The organism is Aureispira sp. CCB-QB1 (assembly GCF_000724545.1).
In the GTDB taxonomy this organism is placed as follows: domain Bacteria; phylum Bacteroidota; class Bacteroidia; order Chitinophagales; family Saprospiraceae; genus Aureispira.
Window position 1 is genome coordinate 1 of sequence record NZ_JHBV01000017.1, and the last position, 26,505, is coordinate 26,505.

Below are 26,505 nucleotides of genomic sequence, written 5' to 3' on the forward strand. Positions count from 1 at the left end.
TTAGCTTTAATATCATTCGTAGCGATTGTACCCGCTTTTCTATCGCTCACTTGCGTCGTCACATTCCCCAAGTGGTCAACAAGGTCGTACTCTTTTATACCTAAGGCACGTTCTCCAAAATCAAATGTTGAATTTGTAGTACTAAGCTTCGTATTCACATCCCATCCTGCATAAGATTCAGCTGTTGATAAATCTGTATAATTATTAGTAAACAATCTTGTATTGTTATTTATACTACCTATACGGTCAGAACCGTATAAAAGTTGCTCTTGTATGCTATAAAATGTTCTATAAGGATTTAATCTACTGCTTGCTGTAAATTCGTATCCTCGATTATAAATACTCATTTTATTACCACTCGCATCACAAACATAATAAGTATTTTTCCATGTAGTAGGATTATCAATAACTTCTTTCCATATTTTAGCCACTCTATTTCCTGTGGCATCATATAAATACTCTAAATGACTTATTTCAGTCATTGTCCCCCCTATTTGCTCTTTTATAGAAACAGTTTTTACTTTACCTGTATTGAGCCACGTAATATCTGTAGTTCTATTATTAGGATTATTGGGTTCTACAATTTGAATAATTGAACCTCTAGCATCATAGATATAAGTTTGATCATCGATATCGCCTAAGTTTGCAGTACTTCCAACAGCATCTTGTATCGCAGTAAGTTGGTTATTTTCTAATTGCCCTGCTCCATTCAAATTGTATTGATAGCTAATATCATCTATTAATTGCCCTCCATTTGTTCCATCATATCGTTTCAGGGTTTCTATATTACCATTGGCATCATAAGTGTAAGCCGTTTTAAATTGGTTATTAGCAATACCAAATGTTGGTGTATTACCGAGATTAACAATACTTAGTTCACTACCCAATATTCTATTTAGATTGTCGTAACTAAAGCTACGTTGTGTGAGCTTTTCTTGATCATTAAGAATTGAGCTACTCTCTGTTGTTCCATTTGACCAATAAGTGATGTTACCATTATATAACTCTTGGCTGTTATAGCTAATTGCTTCGTTGATACTATTGTAACCGCCAGCGCCATTGTGACTTTGACGAGCATAATCTCCTTGATAATATCCTAAAGAAAAACCCCATACATCTTTTTGTACGTCATTATTGGTGCTACTAGAATAGCCGTCTTGACCAGGGTCATTTAGCTGATTTTTAGTAGTATTAGTATTTCCATTTTCATACTTGTCCAAATAAGGATGATTGATAGCTTTCAACCAGCCATGTATGGTATAAGTGTAATCAATTCCTTGAATTTTATCATCTCCAATTTCTTTACGTTTTAGTGGACCATGTTCATAATAAGCATATCTGGCATCACTATCCCATACAATATCATCTTTAGAGGTTTCTACATTGATAATACGGTTTTGTTCATCATATTCATAACGATGATAAAAACGATCAATTGCTAGTTCATTATAACAAACTTTATTGACATTTCTAGAAATTAGATCGTATTCCATGCGAATATAGTTATCTCCTAAACCAGGAATATAGGTTCTAATCCATTCGACATTACCATGTGGATCATAGCTATATGTTGTGGTTGTAATAGCATCCTCATTACTACCACCATTCCAAGCTTCTGTGTAACTTACCCTATTTCTTAAGTAACGCTGCTCTTGTACTCCTATACCATGATAAGTGGCATATACAATATTTGGAGAAGTGGCTAAAATATGTTTGTCACTATAATGTGTTTTAACCCATTCTGTTTTATTAATGGTTGGAATATCTTGAGGAAAATCAAGGGTATTCCTATCTGTTTGTCCTTGTCCTGTAATGTAAGCTGCATAAGAACCATTGGGCACTTCCATTTCTCCTTGTTCAATAACTCTATTTAAACGATCGTATTTAATATACGTCATTCGCTCTGGGACAAATGCTTCTTGACGAGCATCTTGAGAAAAACGAACCAAACCGTCTGAACGAAAAGCTTGTTTTACAAGACCTGCATCAGGTGAGGTCGATTCTATACTTCTTCCTGCTGCATCATAAGCGTAAGTTGTAACCAAAGTATGATTAGGAAGGGCTTTACTTGGTACTGTTTGAGTTTGATTATTTCTATATTCTTTATGCTCAGTTATCTCTGTTCCTGTTAGAAAATCTACTCCTGCTGGTGGTACAGTCCTTGTTAGCTCTCCTCTGCGATTATAGTAATATAAAGTATAATGATGATATTTTAAATCATAACTTAATTGTGTTTTATCTGCAATGTCATCTACTTTATCACACCTATTCTCATTTAGCGCATCCGAAAACTGATCTACAGCAGCTTTGATTTGCGTTTCCATATTATCTGCAATAACCTTTGCTTTTATTTCAGTTTCATCTGGTGTATTGTCAGTAATGATATTTACTCCGTTACTACCTTGTTTTTCCCATCTAAAATACATAGTAGGTAGTGTTGTGCTTTGTGGAGTGATTTCAATTGTGCTACTGCTAGTCACTTGACAATTATTCTTATCTGTTACAACAATAGAATAAATCCCTGGAGCCAACTTATTTTCAGTATAGTTTACCCCAGCTTGTGCTACTTGTGTATGGGCAACTTCAATACTACCAATCACAACATCTACCAAGTTTCCAGCACCATCATCTTGTTGCTCTACTTGCAATAATTGCCATCCAACCACATAAGGTCCTGTTCCTCCACTAACTTGAACTTCTCCTCCACAAGCTATTTGTGGGTCTGTTCCACTATAAGGTTGAAAACTATTTATAGTTAGGACATTTGGTTCATTCACTGTTGCACTTGATGTACTTGTACAGCTATTGGCATCTGTAACTGTAACTATATAAGTCCCTCCCGATACATTATTCTGACTAGGACTATATACATTATTAGACCAAACATAGCTTATAATTGGTGCATTAGTATTAGATACGAATGCCTGAACCTTACCATTATTATCTCCATTACATAAAACATCTTCTGCATTTGTAGTCAAATCAAAGCCACTATAAATTGTGTAAGACTTATATAAGACACAGGTACCATCATTATTATTGGTTCCCGTTATGGTTACTTCGTATTCTCCAGGACTTAGCCCACTAATACTATTTCCACTAGAACCGTTTGACCAAGTATAATTTACTGTACCTATATCATTTGTAGTTAAGGTAATACTCCCGTTAACACCTGTACAAGCATGTGTTATTGCCTCGCTAGTGATTGTCAAAGGAGTATTTACAACTAAAAAGGTTGCTACACAAGGCAAACCATTACTTTGAGTTGCTGTAACGGTATAGGTTCCTTGAGTTAAGTTATTATTAATCCTATTCTGAACACCATTTGACCAAACAAAATCACTGTTATTTGCCGCCAATGTCTGCCCATTTTCATCTTGCAAATCTACTTCTAGTTTCCCTCCTGTTCCACAAGTTGCATTTTGTTGATTTAAAACAACCAATTCACTGCGTTCTATTGTGATAGATACAGAAGTGTTAGGACAATTAGCATTGTTGGTATTTAAGGTTACAGTGTACTCCCCAGGTAGCATATTAGAAAATAGACCATTACTACTTTGTGCTACTACTAAATTTGTATTAACATCTGTTACAACATAGCTATAAGTATGATGCGTTGCTTCTAAATTAGTGCTTACTCTAAATTCTCCTGTTCCACCGCAGCCTTCATTCTGAACATGCTCTACCACAAGCGTAGGGTTTATACTAGGCAAGGTAACCGTTTCCCTATGATTACAAGCAGAATAGTAACCATAAGTCGCATCAAGTTGATACGCCCCTTCGGGAAGAGGGCTAACTGTTTCTCCAACATACAGCCCTGAAGGTAAAGGAGCTAATGGCATCCAAGTATAAGTAGGAATAGATGAGGATGAACCTATAGGATACGATGCACCTTGTACAGATACAATACCATTTGAGCCGCATATAGCAGGACTTGTTGTGATAGTATAACTAGGAGGCGTACTATTAGCTTTTATGTTAACTTTTACAATATAAGAACAAGTCCTTCCTACCAAACTGGTTACCTCAATATGTATAAGATAACTACCTACAGGTAAATTCTTTGCTGTGGTTTGTAAATCTACTCCTGTATTAAGATCGTTATTAGTAACTACGACACCGGAAGGCATTGGTTGATGATTAGCATCAGTCCATACAATACTAGATGAACTTAATCTCCAAGCTAATTGATGTAAAGAAAAATCAGCTTCCCCGTTATTCCCTCCACAATAGGCATCTTTCTCATTTGGAGTCATAGGGATAGCACCAGTCCCTACAATAACTTGTTCCACGACGCTACAACCTCCATACGTTATAGTTACACTATAAGTACCTGCTTGTACATTATTCACCACCGAATCTGTTATTCCTACAGGGCGTTGGCTTGGTAGAATTTGTTCCCATTGATAACTTGCTAAATGTGCCATATGCGTACCATTACTCTTAACACTAACTCCTACCTGTCCTACACTTAATTGACAACGATCAGGTGAGGAAAACCCAGTAGCCACTAAAGCACAATAAGGAACAACAAATGTTTCTACAAGAGTACAATTTTCATAGGTAATTGTTACCGTGTATGTATCAGCACCTAGTTCGGATAATTCATTAAATCCATCAGAACCTAAGCCACCAAAGCTTGTTGAGCCATATGGATTGTTGGTGGTCTGCGAACTCCACTGAAACTCTATGTCACCTAAAGGTGCTCCCGAAACATTTACCATAATTGTCCCCAGATTTGCACTACCTTGCGCAGAGCTTACTTGTGTTCCAACTAGAGCGATTCCCTTATTATTGATCGTTATTACCTCTGTTCTAGTGCAATAATTATTACCAATTCCTCCATCCAAAGATATTTCCACGACATAGGATCCAGCTGTAAGACCACTCACTTCATAAATATTATTATTAAGTTGAATCACTGGATTGCTATTGGAAGGAGGAGAACTGATGATATTAAAGGCTAAATTCCCTATTAAGCCATTAGGCTCTATTCTAAAACTACCATCATTTCCATCGCACACTTCATCAACTGTAGTAATTTCAAGTTCTAGGTCATTGATGTTTTGTCCTACTTGTATCATTTTGGTAAATTCACAGCCTAAGCTGTCTGTTATTTTAACTTCATATGCCCCCACTGGAACTTCTGGTGTAATTGTACCATCACAAATCATTGAACCAATTGTTATAGAAGAACTTGCATTGCTAATAATTGTATGACAAGTATTGGGGCTTACTCCCGTTACTTCATAAGTATAAGGTGCTGTACCAAACAATGCATCAATTACTATATTCGAAGCACTTCCTCCTACACAAGGGTCTCCAGTAATAGCCCCTACAGAACAACTAATTGCCTCAGGCGTCTGAAAATACAACGTTTGAATTAAACATCCACTACCTGTTTTTATTTCTACATGAAAATTATTGCCAGGTTCTAAATATTCAATTTTAGACCATACTGTCACTTCCCTTAAACTTCCATCATTATTATACCAATGATATGCATAGGAAGAATTCCCCCAAAGAGCTGGTATGTCAGCCCCTATATCTGCACATTCCTGACCATAAAATCCAAAAGGTTTTACATTAACACTCCAATTACTATTTGGTTGGATGGGAGTATATTCAATGTTGTTTATTATTTTAGCACAACCTGCAACATCCATTATTTGTACTTGGTACTGATGTTTTGGACCAGAATTGCCACTTATATAAATCGGAACAGTTGGATTTTGACTATTAGGGCTATTAATTACAGCCCCAGTAGGTGATGACCACAAAAAAGAATGCCCTACGGTAGTACCACTAGTTGATAAAGTGATATCCATATTAGCTGCTGACGGGCTACAAAACTGCGGTGTTGTTGTCACATTATAATAGACATTAGCAACATAAGATCCTCTTGAAGGAGCTAATCTTTGCACATCTATATATTGTACAGTAGATAAGCTAGGATTCGTACTTGGGTAAACCTTAATATAATAACTGTTACGATAAGCAGTAGTTGTAAAATAAGCATCAATTGTCGCATCATTTGTTGCCGTATTATACGTTTCTAATATTGCCCCTAAAGCAGGGTTGCTACTCTGACCTCCTAGAGGATTGGGGTTAGCATATAACTCACAGGTGTAGCTTGTTCCTACTGAAAAGGGAGTAATATCAATTCTAACCTCTGTAGGAGTTCCTACCGATGTATTACAAGATGTTTTGTACCAACTCAAATTATATGTTGGTGCTTGTGCAGTTAGCAATAAAGGACAAAATAACAATAGCCCTATAAAAAGCACAGGTAATATTTTATATAGACAATTCATAACGAATGGCTTCTTGGTTTAATGGTTTGTTTATGGATAATTAGGGTGCTTGTTGTATAACTTTAACTTTTGAAGCTGGTGTAGTTCCACCTTGTTGGCTAAAATCTCCTGAGTTGTCACAATCCTCTTCATCAGCAGCATTATAGGCCTGTTCCAAGTGCCCTGTTGGATAAGGATCGCTAGGATTACATAAAGAAGGAAAATCAACTACAGGTCGCCAGCTTTTTACCTGTTCTATTAAATACTTTTGACAAGGAGTTCCATAAATAATATCACAAGCTTGAATAACGGTACCATTTGTCAATTGACAAGGAGGTGGATTGGTAATATCCGTATGGACGGAACATTGTTCTTGGCAAGCAAAGACCAAATTATCTACTAGTTTATCTACATCTTTTGCAGAAATATGACCAGGACAATCAGAACATCCTCCTATTGTATAACAACGAGTTTCCAGCGCTTTGATAATAGCTTCCTTAAATTCTACTCGTCTTGATTCACAAGCATTTTGGCAACTCCTAGCAAGTGGATTATCTTGAGGTGTAGGAGTTGTTAATGATCCATCTGTGTAATAAGGCTGCACTGCGATTGAACAAGCAGAGGGACTAGCTAAAACAATTGGGGAACTACCATCAAATAAATCGTTAGGATTGTCAAAATTATTAGGGTCAATTGTTAGTTCTTTACTACTAATAATCCGCTTCATAAACTCATGACGTTCTCCACAAGGCCATTGATCATGTCCTGAACTAGACAATACTCTTGGTTCGTCGCAAAATGGCGGATTAGAAGCTTGAACACCATTATATGGATAACTTAATTCACGTTCTACGCTTATATAATGAGTAGGCACGCTAAACGTCCCACTGCCAATTGTTAAATTGGTTCCGTTAGTTGTATTATAATTACTGAATGCTAGTTGAGTTGACGATTGATATCCCACAGGCATTTTATAATATTCATAATACTTAAATGCAAATACTGGATTATACGTTAATGGAAACTCTTTTTCGTCTAAAGGATCTGAATTTCTAGATAAAAAGTATTCTTCTATCTCACTTGTTCTAGTTGCACTGCTGTGTGTTTTAGTTTGGTTAATGGAACTAGGTACAGTATTTAAATAAGAGCCATACATAGGCATATCTAACGTATTGTAATTTATCGTAGGGTAAGTCGAACCATTTAAATGAGGACTAATAGGACTTCCAGCAGGCGCTGTTCCATTGATGTATTGCTCATAATCCTCATGATGGTCTGTTGTTACATACCCAAACGTAATCGAATTGCCATCGTATACAATTCTGGGATCAATTATTCGAGCAATTCTATATCCTGTGCACTCCAAAAATAAAGCAGGGATATTGTCAAAAGTCTGATCACTAGCTGTAATATCTGTAATATTAGGATCATTTTGAAAACCTCCAAATGGGTCATCTCCTAAAAATAGCGACAATAACCAAGGTATATTCGTTTCAAAGTCATCTTCCATTGTTCCTCCTCCATTTGGGTCATTGCCTTCTATTGCTTGGAATGGATCGATTGTTTGATGATTGAGCGATAAAATACTAGAAATGGAGGTAACACAAGTTTTCCAACAATCCCATACTTCCTTACAATCATATTGTACCGTATTATCAGTACTATTTGTACTTGGATTGGGGTCAAAAACAGCAGGATCAATACTTCCTGTCGATAAAATTTTGTGATAACCTACTGCTCCTCCTGTAGAGCCATCCTCCCATACTAATTGCCCACAATAATATTGGTCATTCAACATATGCCAAATCATCTTGTTAAAATCATTATCATTGGTTGCTTGTACAGTACCATTCAGATAGTCATTAATATTTGCTGCTGAAATATCATACCCAGGAAATATTGCATCTAGCATAGCTGTTAAATCTGCATAATTAGAATAACTAGCAGCTACTATTAGATCCATTTCTGTTAGTACTTGTGACTGAGTTGGAGTTGCACCTCCATTATTAGCCATAAATTGTTCAATAGCACTATTTCTAAGGTCATTCAAAACTACATCTGCAAAATATTCTAAAAATGGTGGCAATACATATTGTGTTCCTCTATAAAGATACAGTCCACTACCATCTGCTATACAAGGCGGAATTAAGACATTCATCTCCGCCTCAACTCTCATAGAAGGAATACCCGCACCACAATCTTCAAAATCAATGACAATCTCTTGAGGGCTTACAGTTCCATCAAGCGTAAGATTACTAACAATGGTTAAGTCAATGCTTGCTAAGCTGCTAAAATCAAAATCAGTCATATCAAAACCTAAACCTGTTGATTGGTCTGTCAGACATGTTTCCAAATTATCTATTAAAGATTGTATACTTGCTAAAGGTGGATTCATTCCCAACTGGGCACTTGCAGAAACAAAATTGTTTACACAAGTCATTGCACTACTAAAATCTGTACTATTATCATTATCTAAATTAGCTAACAAACTAGTTACCAAACTATGATAAACATACAAGGCTGATTCAGTTGCTGCTATTTTATTATCTATAAAAGTTTGAACAGGGCTTCCCCCTACACCATTATCCACAGCAATTAGTGTCTTTTTTACGATATAATCTCCAGCAGGTAATGCTAAGTTTATATTATAAGCAGGTGTAGGCAAAGAGCATAGAGAAGAAAGCAAAGTAGTTGCTGTACCTGCAGGAATTAAATTTACTGTTGGGTTCTCAATATTAGCAACAAATAAGGTCAGTTCGAAGTCACAATATAAAGTCTCTCCACAAACTGTAAAGCCATTACAACCATCAGGAGTATAGTCTATTTGAAAACTAGCAACATCTTCTGTAAATAAGATCCGTTTAGTACTTACAAAACCTTCTTTGGTTAATTGGGATGCTTTCATAAAATCAACAACAGGAAAAGCAGCAGTAGTGCCATCTAAATCTGTTAAAGCGTTATTCAAATCAGAATTAAACGACAAACAAGTTGCTAATAACTTACCTGTTTTATCAATATAAGATACACTTTGTGTTCCATTCGGATCGGTTGTTATTTCCTTTGTTACGGTAGTATTATCTGGTGCTTCTACTCCAAAAATTCGAATTAACTCATCTGCTGATACATCAGAAGTATAGTTTTTTCGAGTTGTTCGTCCCAAACCTGTCGTAATATCTCCTATCATATGACGCTTTCCTACACCACTTTGCTGTTCTACGTTATCTAATCCATCATTACTGTATCGACTAATAGAAAAAGGATAGCCTTGTGCATCATCTACATAAGGATCAGAGCCATCCTCGGAATAGTAATCTGTTTCTGATGGATTGGCACCTTTTAAAGTCATTGGATCTGGCGTTTCTTCCCTATCAACAACATTATCAAAATTATCAACTGTATATAAATCTTGCGTTACTGCATCCTTTGCGAACCGTTCTTGATATCCACTTAATGTATTTTTAGTGGGAACAGGAAGTGTTGAAATAGAGCTTCTTCCTACATGATCATAAAATTGCTGTGTAATGACTGTTTTATGTTCTGAGTTCGATGGAAAATAGCTCTGTGATTGTCGGCTTTTTAATAAACCATCTGCGTAGTTCATTCCCTCATGAGTTTTTCCTCCTTCTGTAAAAACCCTAGAATAAATCGTATTTCGTTCTTCTGCTTCATCTGGGTCTCTAAAAAAGAACACCGACCCCACAAAAGCAGTTGTACCTAAATCGCTTAAACTATTTAAGTTGATTGTTGTCCCTTGAGCTAAATAGTTAGCACTAACTTTATCCCAACTTCCCCAATTCGCATTATTGGCAATACCTCCCTCTGAAGAAGATCCAATTGGACGAATTCTCCAAGCATAATATCCCGTAAATTCCGAAACCGTCAATTCTTTACTATAAACATTCGTTACAGCTTCTTTTGTCAACCTATTTTCAGGAAGAATAAAAGATAATGCTCTCGACCAATCTATGGTTGTTTCTAAATCTTCTTGACTAGTTGGGGAGTGATTTTTATTATTAAACAACCGAACCAATTGTAATTCATAATAGGGATACCAAATATTGTCAGCATTGAACCACTTAAAGGTGTACCGTTTACTTGTATTTATCTGTTCAGGGGCATTCACTACTATCTGTTGTAATGCTGTTGGTGTTCTAGGTGCTGTGACTTTGTACTCAACCTTATAACATAATGAAAATCGCAGTTTATCCGCAACACTCTGTTCATTTCCTGGAGTTAGACCATTTCCTAACTGGCTAATCGCAACATCGGGTTGAATTGATACAGCTGCAATTTGATTGGTTGAATTTAGTACTAAACCAGGAACTAACTGACTATTGGGCAACATTTCACTTGTTAAATCTAAAACTAGAGTATATTCAGGCTTAGAAGCACTTAATAAAATACTACTAGGTGGTGCTGGTGATAATGTTGTATTATTTAATCCTGTCAACGTTAATACTTGCGTTACAAGATTTAAACTAGTAATGTCTACCTGATATTCTTCTTCTCCCCAAGGATAATTGTCTCCAAAATCAACTTGCACATAAGCTTTTACTGAACTAATTTCAAAAAGAACCTTACTTTGTACTTGATTTGAAAGATCAAACAATCCTGAATGCACGTAAATATCTGTACTGATAGGACTAGAAAATGTTCCTGTACTACTGCTTAAAGAAAGATTATTTAGGCCCATAACAGGCTGCTCGCAGGACTCGTCTACTTGGGAAAAAGTAGATGAAATTAATACCAAACTAAATAAAATAAGGTAAAAAACCCTATTCATCTGATGGTTACAGATCATATTCACAATCTTCGTTCTCATGGGATTATTTTTTACGGTTTTGATTTTCTTTTCTTAGGTCAATTAATTCATAGTTTTTGTAAGCTGATTTTAATTGATTTTTGCTATTCATTAAATAATCTTTTGCTTTAGAAGCAATGTAAGCAGTACTCTTCAAATCTGTTTTTTCATAAATATACTCTGTCAACTTTTGCTCACTTGCTTCATTGTAACGAATTAACATTCGAGTCACTTTATTGATTCTTGTATTAACTTCTATCAATAGATAATCAGTTGTGCCTTTTTTCCTCACCTCTAAATCAGGAACCATTTTGAGTAATAAAACCCCCTCTGGTTCATCTTTTCTTTCTATCCGAGTATACGTTGCGGCATCAAAAAACGCTTTTTTTAATTTTGCAAAACCAGAGAAATCTTGTTTTCCCCAAGAATTTAAAGGCGAATTATTCCAAATAATTTTCTGCCCCTCGTTCATGACTGCAAACGAATATTGTTTATCTTGATAATAAGCTGACTTATCTGATTTTATAACAATTCTATCGTTTGCCACAATAGTCTCAAAGGAAGCAGAGACAGGCTTTTGTTTTGCATTTTTATATACCGTTCTTACCATGTATTTAAAATGGTAGCGATTATCTCCTTTAGGTTTCTCTAACTCATTAAGTTCTTCTAATGCATCCCAAACTATTTCTTTATAGTTTTGAGCAACTAGAAAAGTTGTCATCAAAGAGAAAAGGATTATAAGTATTATTTTCATGGTTTTTAGTTTATTGACTTCTACCAACAGAATGACTATTATACTGACTCTCTTGCAGTAATTTTAGTCCTCGTTCTGTTTCAATATATTTCCTTGTCAGTTGTCCTTCTTCGTTGTATTGATAGAATACTCCAAAATGCTCATCATCAAATGTTGCGACTACTTTAAAATCTTTGGGATTATAAACATAAGCCATCATTTCTCCATATCTTGGTTGAATTCTAAGATCATCCAAATAGGTTGCTACTCCTGTTTTATTTGTAAAGACAATATCAATATCATCTCCTACTGCCCCTAATTTATTGGCATCATATTCCATTGACAATAAGACCCAATTACCAATATGAGCTATTTCTTTAGGGCTTTTCAATATCGCTGGATTAGCAGGTAGACCAGCAGGAGTTGTTGTTAAACTAACTTCAAAATTTGTTAATTGTGTATAATCAATTGGGTTCACTGCATCCTTATAAGCCCATAGCTTTAGCTGTAAACCTCCTCGATTAGGTTCTATTAACTTATCTGTTGTTTTTAGGTTTAGTTTTTGAACTTGATAAGCTGTATTCGCTGGAATTTTGATAGATTGTTTTCCCGCATGAGCTTGAGCGTCACTTATACTTAGCGAATTTAAAGCTTGATTCGCGGCTGTCTCATCTTCATAGCTTTCAAAATAAACCGTTTCATATTCCGAGTTTTGTGCTATAAGTATACTCAAGAATTTATGATAGCCATACTTTGCTGTACTTGGTATATCCAATGGATTGGTTTCTTCTAAAGCGTAACCATTAGGAGAATATTTTTCAACACCACTAACCCAACGCCATCCTTCTAAGCTTTGATTATTTCTAGGATGGCTAACTGCTGTATTATTCCAATCAAACATTTGGAAATTTTGGATTGCTCCTGCTTGAAAGTTTCGATTCGTAGATCCTGTTATTAAAGCGGTTCCTCCTATATCATCCTTTTCTATATTCCCCTCAAAGATATAAGTATCATGAGGTCTAGGAATAGCATCCATTTTTGTTTGCAAATCCGCATAGTTAGGGTCTGTATTATCAATATCGTAGTCTTGCTCAACGGCATCACCAGAACTTGACAACCATCCTGTTTTGTAAGTCATTGCACTAGCTGATAAAACACCATCAGGATTATCAGTCCAAGTTAAAGAATTATCAGATGGGTCTAGATTTGCCAAGATATTCCCTTCTTGTCCATAAGCAGTAACACTACCAACATTTGCATTTAAAAGATTAAATTTTGCAATAGGACCTTCATCAGGTCTACTTAATTCTTCATAAAACCAAGCTGCAGGAATATTCCAATTGTAGACACTTCCATTATACTGTTCCGAACCTCCACTGCCATCAGGAATATAAATATTGTGGTACCCATCAGTAACCTTAGTTAGTAATGGTTCTCCTGTAAGGTCACTAAAAGCTAAATGCTCTGTCGTTGTTGTTGTTCCATTCTTGATCGTAGTCACAGATTTAACCACTGATGGCAAACAAATAACTTTAGATGTTAAATGACTACTATAAGCTTGTTGTGAAAAAGTAAATGATGGGGCAAATGTAAACTCTATTCCTGGAGGATAAAAAGCACCTAAGTCAAACTCAAAATTAAAATCAAATACTTCATCTTTTACCGCTTGCATTGCCATCGTAACATCCATCTCCATCCCTAAATGCTCTCGTTCAATAATGTATTTTTTAGTATCTGAGTCGTAACGCATTACATTAGCCTTCTCTCCTGGTTCATAATAATCATATATTGTTTCTAGACTAGGTGTTGGTAAAATAGCCCTTGCATTAGCATTTAGAGGCATGGTAGATAAATCATATACACCACCATAGGTCCTTTCTGCCTTTGGTTTGCCATGCATATCATTTTTTATAAATCGCCATCCTTGTGCCACCCAGGTATTATTTCTAAAGTAATTTAAGTATCCAAAAGGTAAAGACAACACATCTTTCTGCTTGTATTTGTTATTATCTTTTCCTGAAATTTTTGTGTACGTAACACCCATCCCTTGTAAATCTGCAGTATTGTATTTTTTATCATAAGGATAATCTTTACAAGTAAAGAATTCATATTCTGTATAGCCATTATTAGTAGCTTTTTTATGTATATTTTGAACAACTACTCTACTATGTCCTATAGAAGGTTGTGGCAATAAAGTTTCACCAAAAGGAGTCTCTAATTCTTTACGATCTCTTCCTGCAAATAATCGCTCTCCTAGAGTTTGAACATGCCGAGGCTCGTAGTCAACCAAGGCACTTTCTTCCCTTGCTCCACTAGGTTCATTGGTTGCTACCCCACTAGATGTTCCATCCAAGTTTTCATAAGTATACTCTGTTCCATACAATTCTGCGGCTCCTGTTTCTAAGCCCTCATCATATAGCATAATACGTTTGACCCGCAATCCTCCTCCTTTCTTTGCTTTGGTCATCGGTATACGAATATAGGATAGTTCAGCATTAAAGTCTTTACAATAACCACCAATATTAGCAGGTGTAAAAAGCCCTAAAGCAGGAATGGGTATTAATAATTTTGGAATAATATTTTCCAACATTTGAAATGCCAATCCAACTTGATTTTCTGGACTTAATACTTCAACATCAGGATTATCATTCTCAAACTGTTGCATATTCGTCGTTGAAAGTGCTCCAAAATTGTATTGCTGAGTTACATAATCATAACAAACTATTCTTGGCATAGCGTCCTCTTCTTCTAAACCAGCAGTACCTGTACTAGATTTACCTAAAGTGAGATAAACTTGGTCCACTCCATTCACTTGATCAATGCCTACATTAGTCACATTAGAGTATCCAGATATGTACTCAGAGAAAGGATTGTTCAAGCTTGCATGCGTCCCTGTTAATGCATATAAAAATTTAAAATAGATTCTATTCTTGTTATTGGTAATATAACGTTCTATTAGCTTATCTTTTATATTTTGTTTGTCTACTAAATCTGTAATTCCTAAGTCTTCTAAATTTAGATAATATTTATTGGGGGTACTACTTAAAAATTGTCCATCAAAAGATGCAGCATCTATAAGGCTTACCATTGCCATGGGGTCTCGATCTTGGATTTTTTGATAATCTTTTTGTTCATATTGAACTAAGATTTCCCCTCCTGATGGCAATTTTATTTGTTTTAATTGCCATGCTGCGGGATCATAATCCGCTGCAGAACCTATCCGATTTCCTTGCCAAACCCAAGGTCTCATTTTGTCACTTTGTTCTGCTCCTCTAAATTGATGATGTCCCCATGCATCTAATGTGTGAGGGCTATAGTCTGGACACTCTGCTCCTGCGGCAAAATTAGGCCAATCGCTTGATATAGTCGACCCATTACCAAAAATGTGTTCATAACGACTCTTTACTTCAGATTTTATAGCACTTGCAGCTTTATACTGATACCCAAATTCATAAGGGCTAATTTTGTAGGGTCGAACGCCTTCATATTCAAACCACACTTTCTTAAGAGTTAGTTTTCCATTATTCCGATTAGGATCATTATTTGCATTGGGATAATTTCCATTTTTGTTATTAGGTAAGTTAGGCCAAATACTGTAATCATATTCTAAATAAGTAGATACTAATGGTTTGGATAAATCATCTTTAGAAAAAAGAACAATTCGTTCTAATTTTTCAACCTCTTGTCCTATACCTTTAGCATTCGCATCTCTTGCTGCTTTTGATAAATCTACATTAGAAGTTGTCGTGAATTCACGACTTGCTCCCATTGCATCCAAACGCTCTTCTCCTGAGCCACTAAACTCAGCATTATTAATTCCATACTCTAAAAAATCAGTTGTTCCATCTGTTTTATTGGTAATAAATAGCGCAATATGCGACTTTGTTTCTACTGCTTTCAAGTAATACATTTCTCTATCACCTTGAGAAACAGAGCCAAAATCATCTCTTCCATCAGCTATTTTATTCTTAGCATAACTTAATCCAGTATAAGGGGATCTAAACCGAAATAAATCATTTGTTTGAGAAGCATTATTAGTAGATATATTATCCGCCCATTTGCGATAATCAAATTTTGTATAGCCTCCAAAATCATCTTCCGAGGCACCATCACCAGTTACATCAATATAATCATATGTATTAATTTGCGTTAGCAAATAAGTAGAAGCATAAGCACCTTCTAATTTCTGACCAACCACAATGGGGTTATCTAAAATTTTCTCTCCTAGTGGATTCGGTGTAATTGAAGAACCATCTTCTGTAATGACATCTTGATATACTAAGTTGTTATGTTCTAACCTAGGAGATAGAGGTGTTGCAACACCATAACTCAAGGATTTTTCATTAAACACATACGCTGGCAAGCCATAAATATACCGCACACCATCTGGATTCCAAACTTTAACTTGAGCGATACCATCTTGCAAATCATCTTCCTGTGGGTTCAACCCTGAGGTTCTTGACCATGCCGTATAGTTTTTTACTGACGTTCCTTTTTCAAAAGCATTGGCATCAAAACTTGCATCTGTATTCAAGTCTGAGTTTTTTACATATTCAATATGTGAAGATTGTTTACTGTATGCATCGCTCGTATTTCTATTGGTAACAATTCCACTATTAGACGCTTCCAGTTTAGGGCGAAAATATTTAGCTCCAGGAATGCCAACACCTGGTTGATCAAGTGTAGCAGAAGAGAGATTCAAATTCCCATACTCCATTTTTCCTCCCATATCGCCACCAAATCTAAAAAATGGATCATTATTATCAGTATCATATTCATAATCGTCTATTGTACCAGCTGCGCCATTGTATAATTCATCTCCGAAAAAGTTGCCTAACCATTTTTTGGAAACCGTTCTCTGAAATCCTGTACCAATATCAGCACCACCACCAGCACCTACGGGGGGACTTATAACATTCAAATCAAGTCCGATTTGTAGAATATGATTTTCACTTTGAGCTATATTGGGGTAAAAATGCCCTACATTATTATGGTGTAATCTAAAGGAACCATTCAACCCTTCTCCTGTTGCAGTAAAGTTATCTGCATTATTAAAAGGAATTCCTACGATATTGTCATTAACAGAATAAGGTGCCTCTTTTTCCATATAATAATCACTCATTATAGGTTGAGGGACATGATTATTTAACGTCTGCACTGCTCCGTTAGCTGTATTCGAATTCCAATTTGCGTGCTCTCCTCTATTGCGATTGTACATATATCCATATCCCTGATGTGCAATTAAGGCATAATTAGATTTTACATCAAAAGAAAACCCCAGTCCTGCTCTAGCCTTTAGGGCAGGCAAACCAAAACCAGCTTCTATTCCAGTATTAAAAGCAAACCCCTTATACGGAGTAATACTAGGTGCCAAACCAGTTGCTAAATATCCAAGAGTTCCATATGTTCCACCAGTATTAAAACTTACAGAAGCAGATTTTGATATTTTTCCTGCTTTTTTTATTTTTGCTACTGTAGATTTTTCTTCTTTTGTTAATTCTTTCTTCTTTTCTGGTGAACTATTTTTCTTATCCTGCTTTTTTTTCTTTTGTTTTTCCTTAGATGCCCCCAAACTAACACTAAATGAAACACCTGCGCTAAACGTTACATCTCTCCCCGATTTATTAATACCCAAACTAAAGCTAGTAGAAATAGCTCCTTTAGCCGTAGCACTAAGTCCTGCATTTGCTGATTCACTAAACCCTGTATAATTGTTATATCGATACGTTGACCCTAAAGAAATACTAACACCGCCATTATCTTGACTTGCAGGTTCTAACCCAACTGTATTGGTAGCTGAAATTGTAAAGTTTGGGGGGGTCTGATTGTATTCCTTGATAACTTTTCCCTTCCAATCATCAGGAACCCCTCTTTTGGAGCGATCTAAAGCTCCGGGGTTCAAAGTCCATCCAGCTCCTACCCAAGAAGCGGGGCTCTCTATATTAGGATTGGCATCATAAGATAAGGAAAGCGCATAACCGCCTCCATCTGCTCCAGGTATATTTAAAACAGGTAAGTTATAATTAAATCCTCCTGTAAATGTATTGACCATATTACTGGTAGATACAGGAGTAAAACTATCAAACTCAGGCTGTTTAGGTCCATTTGTTAATGCCAATACTTGGGTTGGGCAAATCAAGGTCTGAAAAATCATGCAGAGAATTAAACACCAAGATATTTTCTGATGATTTTTTTGGGTTATAGAAGTCATAGTTAGTTTATAGTTTTATTGATGGTGTTTTTTTAATGGATTCTTGTGTAAATAAAAAATGATGGATTCCTGTTCCAAATATCCTATCTTGAAAAATAAAATCCATTGCTTTGAATGAATTATCAATATGTTTTTGATCTAAAGCATAAGTTATCATAAAGTTGCGATGCTGAGTTAATTCATAAGTATTCTCTAACTCAACCAATACAGGGAAATATTCCCTGTGTTCAATTATTAATTTTAAGTTCTCCTGCATTAAAAAATTAAGTTGAAAACTTTGTTCCTTAAAAGCTTCTTTAGAGGAAACAGTTTGGGTCATTACATCAAACTCATGCCCTTCTGATTTATTGGGTGCAATTTTGAGTATAAACGTCAAACTCCCTTCATAAGTCTTTTTTAAACTGTCTATATCTAGTTCTTTGATTTTTGAAGATTTATAATCTCTATAAATCAGATATTCTGCTGGTAAATATCTAGCACTAATCTCAAATTGATTGATTTGCTTGGATTTATATAAACCATTTTCAGGTTCAATCAAATATTTAAAATAGTTCTCAAGGGATAACTCGGAGGGTTGACATCCAAATAAGAAAAACATAGCTATTCCTCCATAAAGAATTTTTTTCATTATCATTTATTTCCCGAGTATTTTTGATTAATAATAGCAAGTATTTCTTCTGTTATATCAAAGCTATTACTCCCATACAAAACGGTTCCTTCTGCATTTGCTCCAATAACTAAATCATACCCTTTTTCCTTTGCGTAGGTCTTTAAGTAACTATCAATTTGAGCATATACGCCTTCTGTTAATTTCTTATCTTCTTCTAATTGCTTTTGCTGTACTATAGCTTGATAATTTTCTAAATTTTGACGTTTAAGCATTAATTCTTGCTCTAAAGAATTCAGTGCTTCTTTTCTCAAAGTGCTTTTTTCTTGATTATATCTATCGATTGTAATTTCATAGGTATGTTTCAATGAATCTAAATTAGATTGCCAACCAACTACCTTCTTTTGCAGAACTTGATACGCTTCTTTTGTTCCATTATAGTTTTCAACCAAATAGATAGATTTAACATAAGCAATTTTAGGTTGTTTGTTTACGGAAAAAATCAACCAAATAATTACTATCCAAGATAATACTGTTATTGTTGTTAAAAACGGTAGGAGAAAACGAGATTTCATGAGTTTAATATTACTTATCTATTTACATTATTCCGTTGAAAAATTGTATTAGTTTGATTATCAGCAGATGCAACCCTGCCAACTTTTACAATAAAAGACTGATAATCAAACTAATGCAAGATGTTTTTTATGATTCCCGTAGAAAAACTAAAAAACTAAGCTTGCGCCCTCTCGACCGCAGGGAGCTACCACGAAGTAGCACCGCAGGTAATCAACGGAGTATTATTATTTAGAAATATGGATTTATACAAAAGTATTCTAATTATATCTTTAATCAAAAGGTAAAATTCAAAGGGAACAAAATTTCTAACGAAAGGTACATTTCAGTCAATGAAAAGTACATTTCATCTAACAAAGGTTTATTTTGAAAAATTCTTGTTAAAAGCAAGATCTATCTAATTGACAATTAGCCTATAATAGTAGATTGCAAGTTAATTATCAAGATTGTTTGTGTGCAGATTGCTTAAAAGTGCTTTCTGCTAATTTGGAGAAAAAGCAAATTTATAAATAGCCCCTAAACAAAAAAGGCAGCCTGTTGCCAGACTGCCTAAAAAATTATTATCATATGGTCATTCTAACCCATTCGCGATTAAGCCAAGTCAAAACGATCTAAATTCATTACTTTATCCCAAGCAGCTACGAAGTCATTCAAAAACTGCTCTTTTGAATCAGAGCAAGCATAAACTTCAGCCAATGCACGCAATTCTGAATTTGAACCAAAGATAAGATCAACACGAGTACCAACCCATTTTACAGCACCTGTTTTACGATCACGACCTTCAAACACTTCGTCCGCCTCATTCATTGCTTTCCATGTAGTACTTAGGTCTAACAAGTTTACAAAGAAATCATTGGATAATGTTCCTGGTTTGTCTGTAAATACGCCATGATTAGAACCATCATAGTTGATATTAATCGAGCGAAGACCACCCAACAATACAGTCATTTCAGGAGCTGTTAAGGTCATTAATTGAGCACGATCAATCAACATTTCCTCAGCAGAAGCTTTGTGTGTAGGCTTGAAGTAATTGCGGAAACCATCAGCAGCAGGTTTTAACGCTTGGAAAGACTCCACATCTGTTTGCTCTAAAGAAGCATCAGCACGCCCTGGTGTAAATGGTACAGAAATATCCTGACCAGCAGCTTTAGCGGCTTTTTCTATTCCCACGCAACCACCTAAGACGATCAAATCAGCCATAGACACCACCTTGTCACCAGATTGAGCATCGTTAAAATCTTTTTGAATTCCTTCCAATGTTTCTAGCACGTTAGCCAATTGAGTTGGGTTATTAACTTCCCAATCTTTTTGTGGAGCCAGACGAAGACGACCACCATTGGCTCCTCCACGTTTGTCAGAACCACGGAAAGTCGCCGCAGAAGCCCAAGCTGTAGCAACCAATTGAGAAACGGTTAAATCAGTGTTAGCCAATTTCTCTTTTAAAGCAGCAATATCCGCATCATTGATTAATTCATGGTTTACTGCTGGAATAGGATCTTGCCAAATCATAACCTCCGAAGGTACTTCTGGTCCAACATACAACGAAGCTGGTCCCATATCACGATGTGTCAACTTAAACCAAGCACGAGCGAAAGCATCCTCAAACTCAGCTGGATTTTCGTGGAAACGTTTTGATATTTTTAGATATTCTGGATCTGTTTTCAAAGCAATATCAGCAGTACTCATCATTAGTGCTTGCTTTTTAGAAGCATCCCCTGCAGTTGGCGCCATTTTAGCGTTTGATGCAGCAGTTGGAGTCCATTGATAAGCACCTGCAGGACTTTTTGTCAATTCCCAATCGTAGTTCAACAAAACATCAAAGTAGTCATGATCCCATTTTATTGGGTTCGGCGTCCAAGCTCCTTCTAAACCACTTGTAATTGCATCATTCAACACTCCTGTTCCAAATGAATTTTTCCATCCCATTCCCTGCTCTGCGATTCCTGCACCAGCAGGTTCTGCACCTACGTACTCATCTGGGTTGGCAGCGCCATGCGCTTTTCCGAATGTATGACCTCCAGCAACCAATGCTACTGTTTCTTCGTCATTCATAGCCATACGACCAAATGTCTCTCTAATATCATGTGCAGAACCTACTGGGTCTGGTTGACCTTTAGGTCCCTCGGGATTCACATAAATCAATCCCATATGCGCTGCGCCTAATGGGTTTTCTAGTTTATTATTTTCTGAATAACGCTCTTCATATCCCATCCATTCTGTTTCAGAACCCCAATATACATCCTCTTCTGGTTCCCAAACATCTTCACGTCCTCCAGCAAAACCAAATGTCTTGAAACCCATTGATTCTAAAGCACAGTTTCCTGCCAAAATCATCAAATCTGCCCAAGAAATTTTCTTGCCATATTTTTGCTTGATAGGCCAAAGTAGCAAACGAGCTTTATCCAAGTTACCATTGTCTGGCCAACTATTTAAAGGTGCAAAACGTTGCATTCCAGCTCCAGAACCACCACGACCATCGCCAATACGATACGTACCAGCACTATGCCATGCCATTCTGATAAAAAATGGTCCATAATGTCCATAATCCGCTGGCCACCAGTCTTGAGAGTCTGTCATCAAATCATAAAGATCTTGTTTCAATGCCTTATAATCTAACTTGTTAAATTCCTCTATATAGTCAAACCCTTCATCCATAGGGTTAGAAAGACTGGAATTTTGACGCAGAATATTCAATTTTAATTGATTAGGCCACCAGTCACGGTTTCTAGTCCCGTTACCCGCAGTCTTTTTTATAGTTCCTCCTGAGAATGGGCATTTAGCCGATTCGTTAATGTCAAAACTGTTACTCTTGTTGTCCATAATAATTTTAATAGTTTTAATGTTCTTATGATCAATTCTATATGTTATGATACTCTATTGAAGTTATGAGATCGCCAATATACATTTTATTATTGATTGATGAAAACGATATTTTCAATCGCTATATTGATACTATAGATATTAATTTTATTTTAACTCTTCTTTATTATTTAGTTCTCTTAACAAGATATTAAGTTACTTCGTAAGATCGAAAGCTTAATTAGTAATGTGCTTAAAATCTAAGTTTTTTTAAGAAAATTTGCAGAAATAAAAAGTCCTGCCACACAGACTCATCCCTATTGTTGTAACTATAATTACTCCATTCCCTAACACGCTCTTTAGATATTTTGTTTTTTTGATGTGCCATGTTTTTTGATTTTAATATTTAAATCTAAGTATCTATCAACTGTAGATACGGCTAAAAATTGCTTGATAAAGAACTATTTTTAACACTATAATGATTAACATCTGCAAGATATGGCTTATATTTGATTGATAAAAACGATATTTTCAACCTTTATATTGACAGCATCAATGAATATTCAACAAATAAAGTATGCTATTGCTGTAGCGGAAGTTCAAAGTTTTGGTAAGGCAGCTGAAAAATGTTTTATCACACAATCTACACTGAGTACAATGGTTTCAAAGCTAGAGAGTGAATTGGGCTTGCAATTGTTTGACCGAAAAACCAAGCCCATTACAACAACCAAAGAAGGAGCAGCGATTTTAAAACAACTAAAAATCATTCACAAAGAATTGGATATATTGGATGAGGTTGTTGGAGATTTGAAAGGAGAATCTAGTGGGCAACTAAACATTGGAGTTATTCCAACAGTGGCGCCTTACTTGTTGCCGCTATTCTTAAATAATTTTGTACAGCAACACCCTAACATAAAATTTGTCATTAGCGAAATGACAACCGATCATATTATCAAAGGTTTAGAGAGCAGAAACCTTGATATTGGCATTTTATCAACTCCCCTAAAACACGATACGCTAATTGAAAAGCCATTATACAATGAGCCCTTTTTGTTATTTGACAAAACTAGACGCTCCTCCAAAAAGAATATCAAAGTAAGTGAAATTGATTGCAACCGCCTCTGGTTACTCAACGAAGGGCACTGTCTTCGTACACAAGTAGAAACGATTTGTAACCTTCATACTCAACGCGACGATAATTGGAACTTAGAGTACAAATCAGGAACAATTGATACGTTGATGAAATTTGTACGAAAAAACCAAGCAATTACCTTACTTCCTTATTTGGCAACTTTAGATTTACCAGAAGAAGACCTTGAGTATTTACATCCAATTTCAGCTCCTCAACCTGCCCGCGAAATTAGCCTTGTTGTCCACCAACATTTTGTAAAAAAGAGAATTTTAGACTCCATTCAGACCTCTATTCAAAATGTTACTCATCCTATTTTAGAACAACAACAACGAAAAAAATGGTTAGTAGCTCCTATTTAACACAACATTCTTAAAAAATAGAATAGGTTGTAAGTTTTTTTGTACATTAATACTACAATTCTAGTTTTTTTTATAAAAGAATTGATTGCCAATTTTTTATTTGATATAAGCATCTAAGTAATCTTCCTCAAAAATACAGCTAAAAAGCAGAAAGATTTAGCTACCCTATTACTACATGACTTCTATGGTTTTTCTAAACCCTTGCTTATAAACACGCGTATTAATAAATCTAAAATATAAAAACATGAAAGTATTTTTACTACACCTCTTATTTTTCACGCTAACAAGTCCACTTTTTGCCCAAACCTTAAATGGAAAAGATTTTACTAAGATAGAATCTGAATATATTCGGATGGTTTCCAATCAAGACGAAAGTGATATTTATATAGACTTTGGAACACGATACAATGCTCCTCGTTTCAACAACCGCCTGGCCGATCCTAGCCTTCGAAATACGATAAAAGACAAAAATGGTCATGAAATTATTTTTGCTTCTGTTGTCGATGCCTTGAACTTCATGGCTAAACAAGGGTATACTTTAATTGAGACTCATAAAATCTTGGATAAGACCAGTACATTGATATACTATATTATGAAAAAAGAAAATTAAACCTTTCAATTGACTGAGAAACGTACTACCAACTAGAATCAAGAACTAACAAATTGCCCCTTACGTTTTTCAATTACTTTTTATTCATCGTTCAGAAGTTCCCTGTTAAATATGGTCAAAAAAATACTGCTTGCTTTTATAGGTAGTTTTACCACTACTCCTTTTCATAAAGGTTATGCCCAAGCACAAAAAAACAATCATGCAAAGGCAATTCGTTATTATGAAAAAGCTATTAAAAACTATCCTAACCCTGCTGCTGCTTACAACAATTGTGGCGTTTGTCGAGCAGCATTAGGGCATTACCAAGCAGCAATAGAGGACTATGATAAAGCGATTCAACAAAAGAAACATTATGCTGATGCGTATAGCAATCGAGGCATCGCCAAAATGGCTTTAGGACAAGCACAAAACGCCTTGGAAGACTACCTCAAAGCAATTGAGATAGACCCCAAACACGTTGTTGCTCGTTTTAATATTGGCATTCAAAAAGCCCTCCAACAGCAGCATCAAGCTGCTATTTCAGAATTTGATATTGCCCTCAAAATAAGCCCCAAATATGTCAATGCTTATCGACATCGAGCATTATCAAAGTTTGCTTTAAAGGATTTTGATGGAGCCTTGTTAGACTACAAAAAAGCAATTCAATACAATAGAAATGATGCCAATATCTTTAACGATAGAGGCTTACTTTACTTAAGCATAAAATCGTATAAAAAAGCACTTAACGATTTTTCAAAAGCTATTCGTTGTCAACCTAAAAATGGCATTGCGTATTATCATAGAGGCATTGTTCAATTGCAGCTTCAAGATCAAAAAAAAGCTACAAAAGATTTCAAAAAAGCCTATCAATATGGTTTTGAAAAAGCAAAAACAGTTTTGGATGAACTTGATTTATCCTAATCGTTCTTGGTATAGTTGATAATTTTCATCATCATATTTTAACTTTGGGTTAACTGCTAATTATCCTATTGATCTGCTTAAATTATTCCCCACAAAATTCACTCAAAGCCTGCTGTGCTGGTTCATGCCCCATATCTCTAGATTTAGAAAAATCACTACAAGCAGCCTTCGTATTGCCTGCTTTTAGTTTGGCAACCCCTCGATCAAAATAAGCAACCGCATCTCCTGGTTCTTGTTTGATTAAACGATTATAATCTTGAATAGCTCCTTTAAAATCATATAAATCAAACTTTGCGGCAGCACGAGCACGAATAGCTGTGGTAAATTGAGGGTTCAATTCTATCGCTTTGTCATAATCCTCAATAGATTTTTGAGACAATCCATTTTTAAAATTTGCCATACCTCTACTACAATAAGCCTCCGAATGCATCGGATCGAAAGCGATTACTTTAGACATGTCCCTGATAGCCAATTCGTAATTTTCTCCTTCTAACTGCGCCTCTCCTCTATGAAAATAAGCGGTAATATTTTCTCGATCCAATTTAATAACCTCTGTATAATCAGCAATCGCCTGTTTGTAATTTTTTGATTGATAATAGCCCCAAGCTCGATTAATGTACGCTTCCTTAAACGTAGAATTTAGTTCTATTGCTTTGTTATAATCTTCAATGGCATGCGTATAATCCCCCATTTCTGCTTTTACAATCCCCCTTTCATTATAAACAATAGCATTATTTGGTTCTAGTTCAATCGCTTTGGTATAATCTTGAATAGCTCCTTTGTAATTTCTCAGCCACTTTTTTGAAGTCGCTCGATTGATATAAATGGGAGCATATTCAGGATTCAAAGCAATAGCCTTATTAAAATCAAAAGTTGCTTCTTGTTGGCGTTTCATTTTTACTTTAGTAACAGCTCGTTGAGCAAAAGCACGGGCATCCTTCGGATTCATCTCAATAGCCTTGTTGTAATCCAACAAAGCTTTTTCATACTCTTCCATGGCATCATAAACCAATCCTCTCACCACAAAAGCATGTGCATCTCCTTCATAAATTTCTATCGCTTTGTCTAACTCTTTCAAAGCTGCTTCATATTTGCCCAAGGCAGCCAAACTATTTCCGATTCCAACATAAGCATATGAATTCATCTCATTGCTCATAATAGCATTTTTAAAATCCTCAATCGCTCCTTTGTAGTCGCCTAGACTTAATCGGCTTCGACCTTTGCTATAATAAACATTGATAAACCTAGGGTTTAACGCTGCGACTTTCTCAAAATCAGCTAGTGCCTCTGCATACTTGCCCAAACTCATATAAGTCAGCCCCCGACCATAAAAAGCGTAGGTATAACTCTTTTTTAGTTCAATCGCTTTGGTATAATCCTCTATTGCTGCTTCAAATTGCCCCAACTCATATTTTGTAGTGGCTGAAGTGTAAAACTCTTGTTCGGTTTGGGCTTGTATCAATTGGGTAGCTATTATCATCATAATA

General features: G+C 35.7%; 11 protein-coding genes. 3 read left to right on the top strand and 8 right to left on the bottom strand.

Going from position 1 to position 26,505, the window contains the following annotated elements; genetic code table 11:
* The 7 genes from CG11_RS08345 to katG all read right to left on the bottom strand — a co-directional run.
* Positions 1-6,314: hypothetical protein (locus CG11_RS08345; protein WP_156039698.1), on the bottom strand; the 6,314-nt coding region annotated here is incomplete at its 3' end.
* A gap of 40 nt (positions 6,315-6,354) precedes the next feature.
* Positions 6,355-11,115, bottom strand: a complete 4,761-nt coding sequence (locus CG11_RS08350; RefSeq protein WP_156039699.1) for a hypothetical protein — start codon at positions 11,113-11,115, stop codon at positions 6,355-6,357.
* A 4-nt stretch (positions 11,116-11,119) separates the two neighbouring features.
* A complete protein-coding gene (locus CG11_RS08355) occupies positions 11,120-11,848 on the bottom strand; it encodes a hypothetical protein (protein WP_156039700.1) in 729 nt (242 codons plus the stop codon).
* A 10-nt stretch (positions 11,849-11,858) separates the two neighbouring features.
* Positions 11,859-18,038 (bottom strand): hypothetical protein, encoded by a 6,180-nt coding sequence (locus CG11_RS08360; RefSeq protein ID WP_156039701.1) that lies wholly within the window; start codon positions 18,036-18,038, stop codon positions 11,859-11,861.
* A gap of 7 nt (positions 18,039-18,045) precedes the next feature.
* Complete coding sequence (locus tag CG11_RS08365) at positions 18,046-18,666, bottom strand: hypothetical protein (RefSeq protein ID WP_052595049.1); 621 nt, start codon at positions 18,664-18,666, stop codon at positions 18,046-18,048.
* 2 nt (positions 18,667-18,668) lie between these two features.
* The gene (locus CG11_RS08370; protein ID WP_052595051.1) at positions 18,669-19,220 is read right to left on the bottom strand and encodes an OmpH family outer membrane protein; all 552 of its coding nucleotides are present in this window, start codon (positions 19,218-19,220) and stop codon (positions 18,669-18,671) included.
* A gap of 589 nt (positions 19,221-19,809) precedes the next feature.
* Positions 19,810-22,038 carry a catalase/peroxidase HPI gene (katG, locus tag CG11_RS08375; RefSeq protein ID WP_052595053.1) on the bottom strand — a complete coding sequence of 743 codons (2,229 nt, stop codon included), beginning with the start codon at positions 22,036-22,038 and terminating at the stop codon, positions 19,810-19,812.
* A 534-nt stretch (positions 22,039-22,572) separates the two neighbouring features.
* Here katG and CG11_RS08380 point away from each other — a divergent pair.
* The 3 genes from CG11_RS08380 to CG11_RS08390 all read left to right on the top strand — a co-directional run bounded on the left by CG11_RS08380 (position 22,573) and on the right by CG11_RS08390 (position 25,018).
* On the top strand, positions 22,573-23,508 hold the full coding sequence (locus CG11_RS08380; protein WP_052595055.1) for a hydrogen peroxide-inducible genes activator: 936 nt from the start codon (positions 22,573-22,575) through the stop codon (positions 23,506-23,508).
* 244 nt (positions 23,509-23,752) lie between these two features.
* On the top strand, positions 23,753-24,118 hold the full coding sequence (locus CG11_RS08385) for a hypothetical protein (protein ID WP_052595057.1): 366 nt from the start codon (positions 23,753-23,755) through the stop codon (positions 24,116-24,118).
* A 111-nt stretch (positions 24,119-24,229) separates the two neighbouring features.
* Positions 24,230-25,018: a tetratricopeptide repeat protein gene (locus CG11_RS08390; protein WP_052595060.1), complete on the top strand. Its 789-nt coding sequence runs from the start codon at positions 24,230-24,232 to the stop codon at positions 25,016-25,018.
* A gap of 82 nt (positions 25,019-25,100) precedes the next feature.
* Here CG11_RS08390 and CG11_RS08395 read toward each other — a convergent pair whose 3' ends face one another.
* Positions 25,101-26,501: a tetratricopeptide repeat protein gene (locus tag CG11_RS08395; protein WP_197043803.1), complete on the bottom strand. Its 1,401-nt coding sequence runs from the start codon at positions 26,499-26,501 to the stop codon at positions 25,101-25,103.
* Positions 26,502-26,505 lie beyond the last annotated feature (4 nt).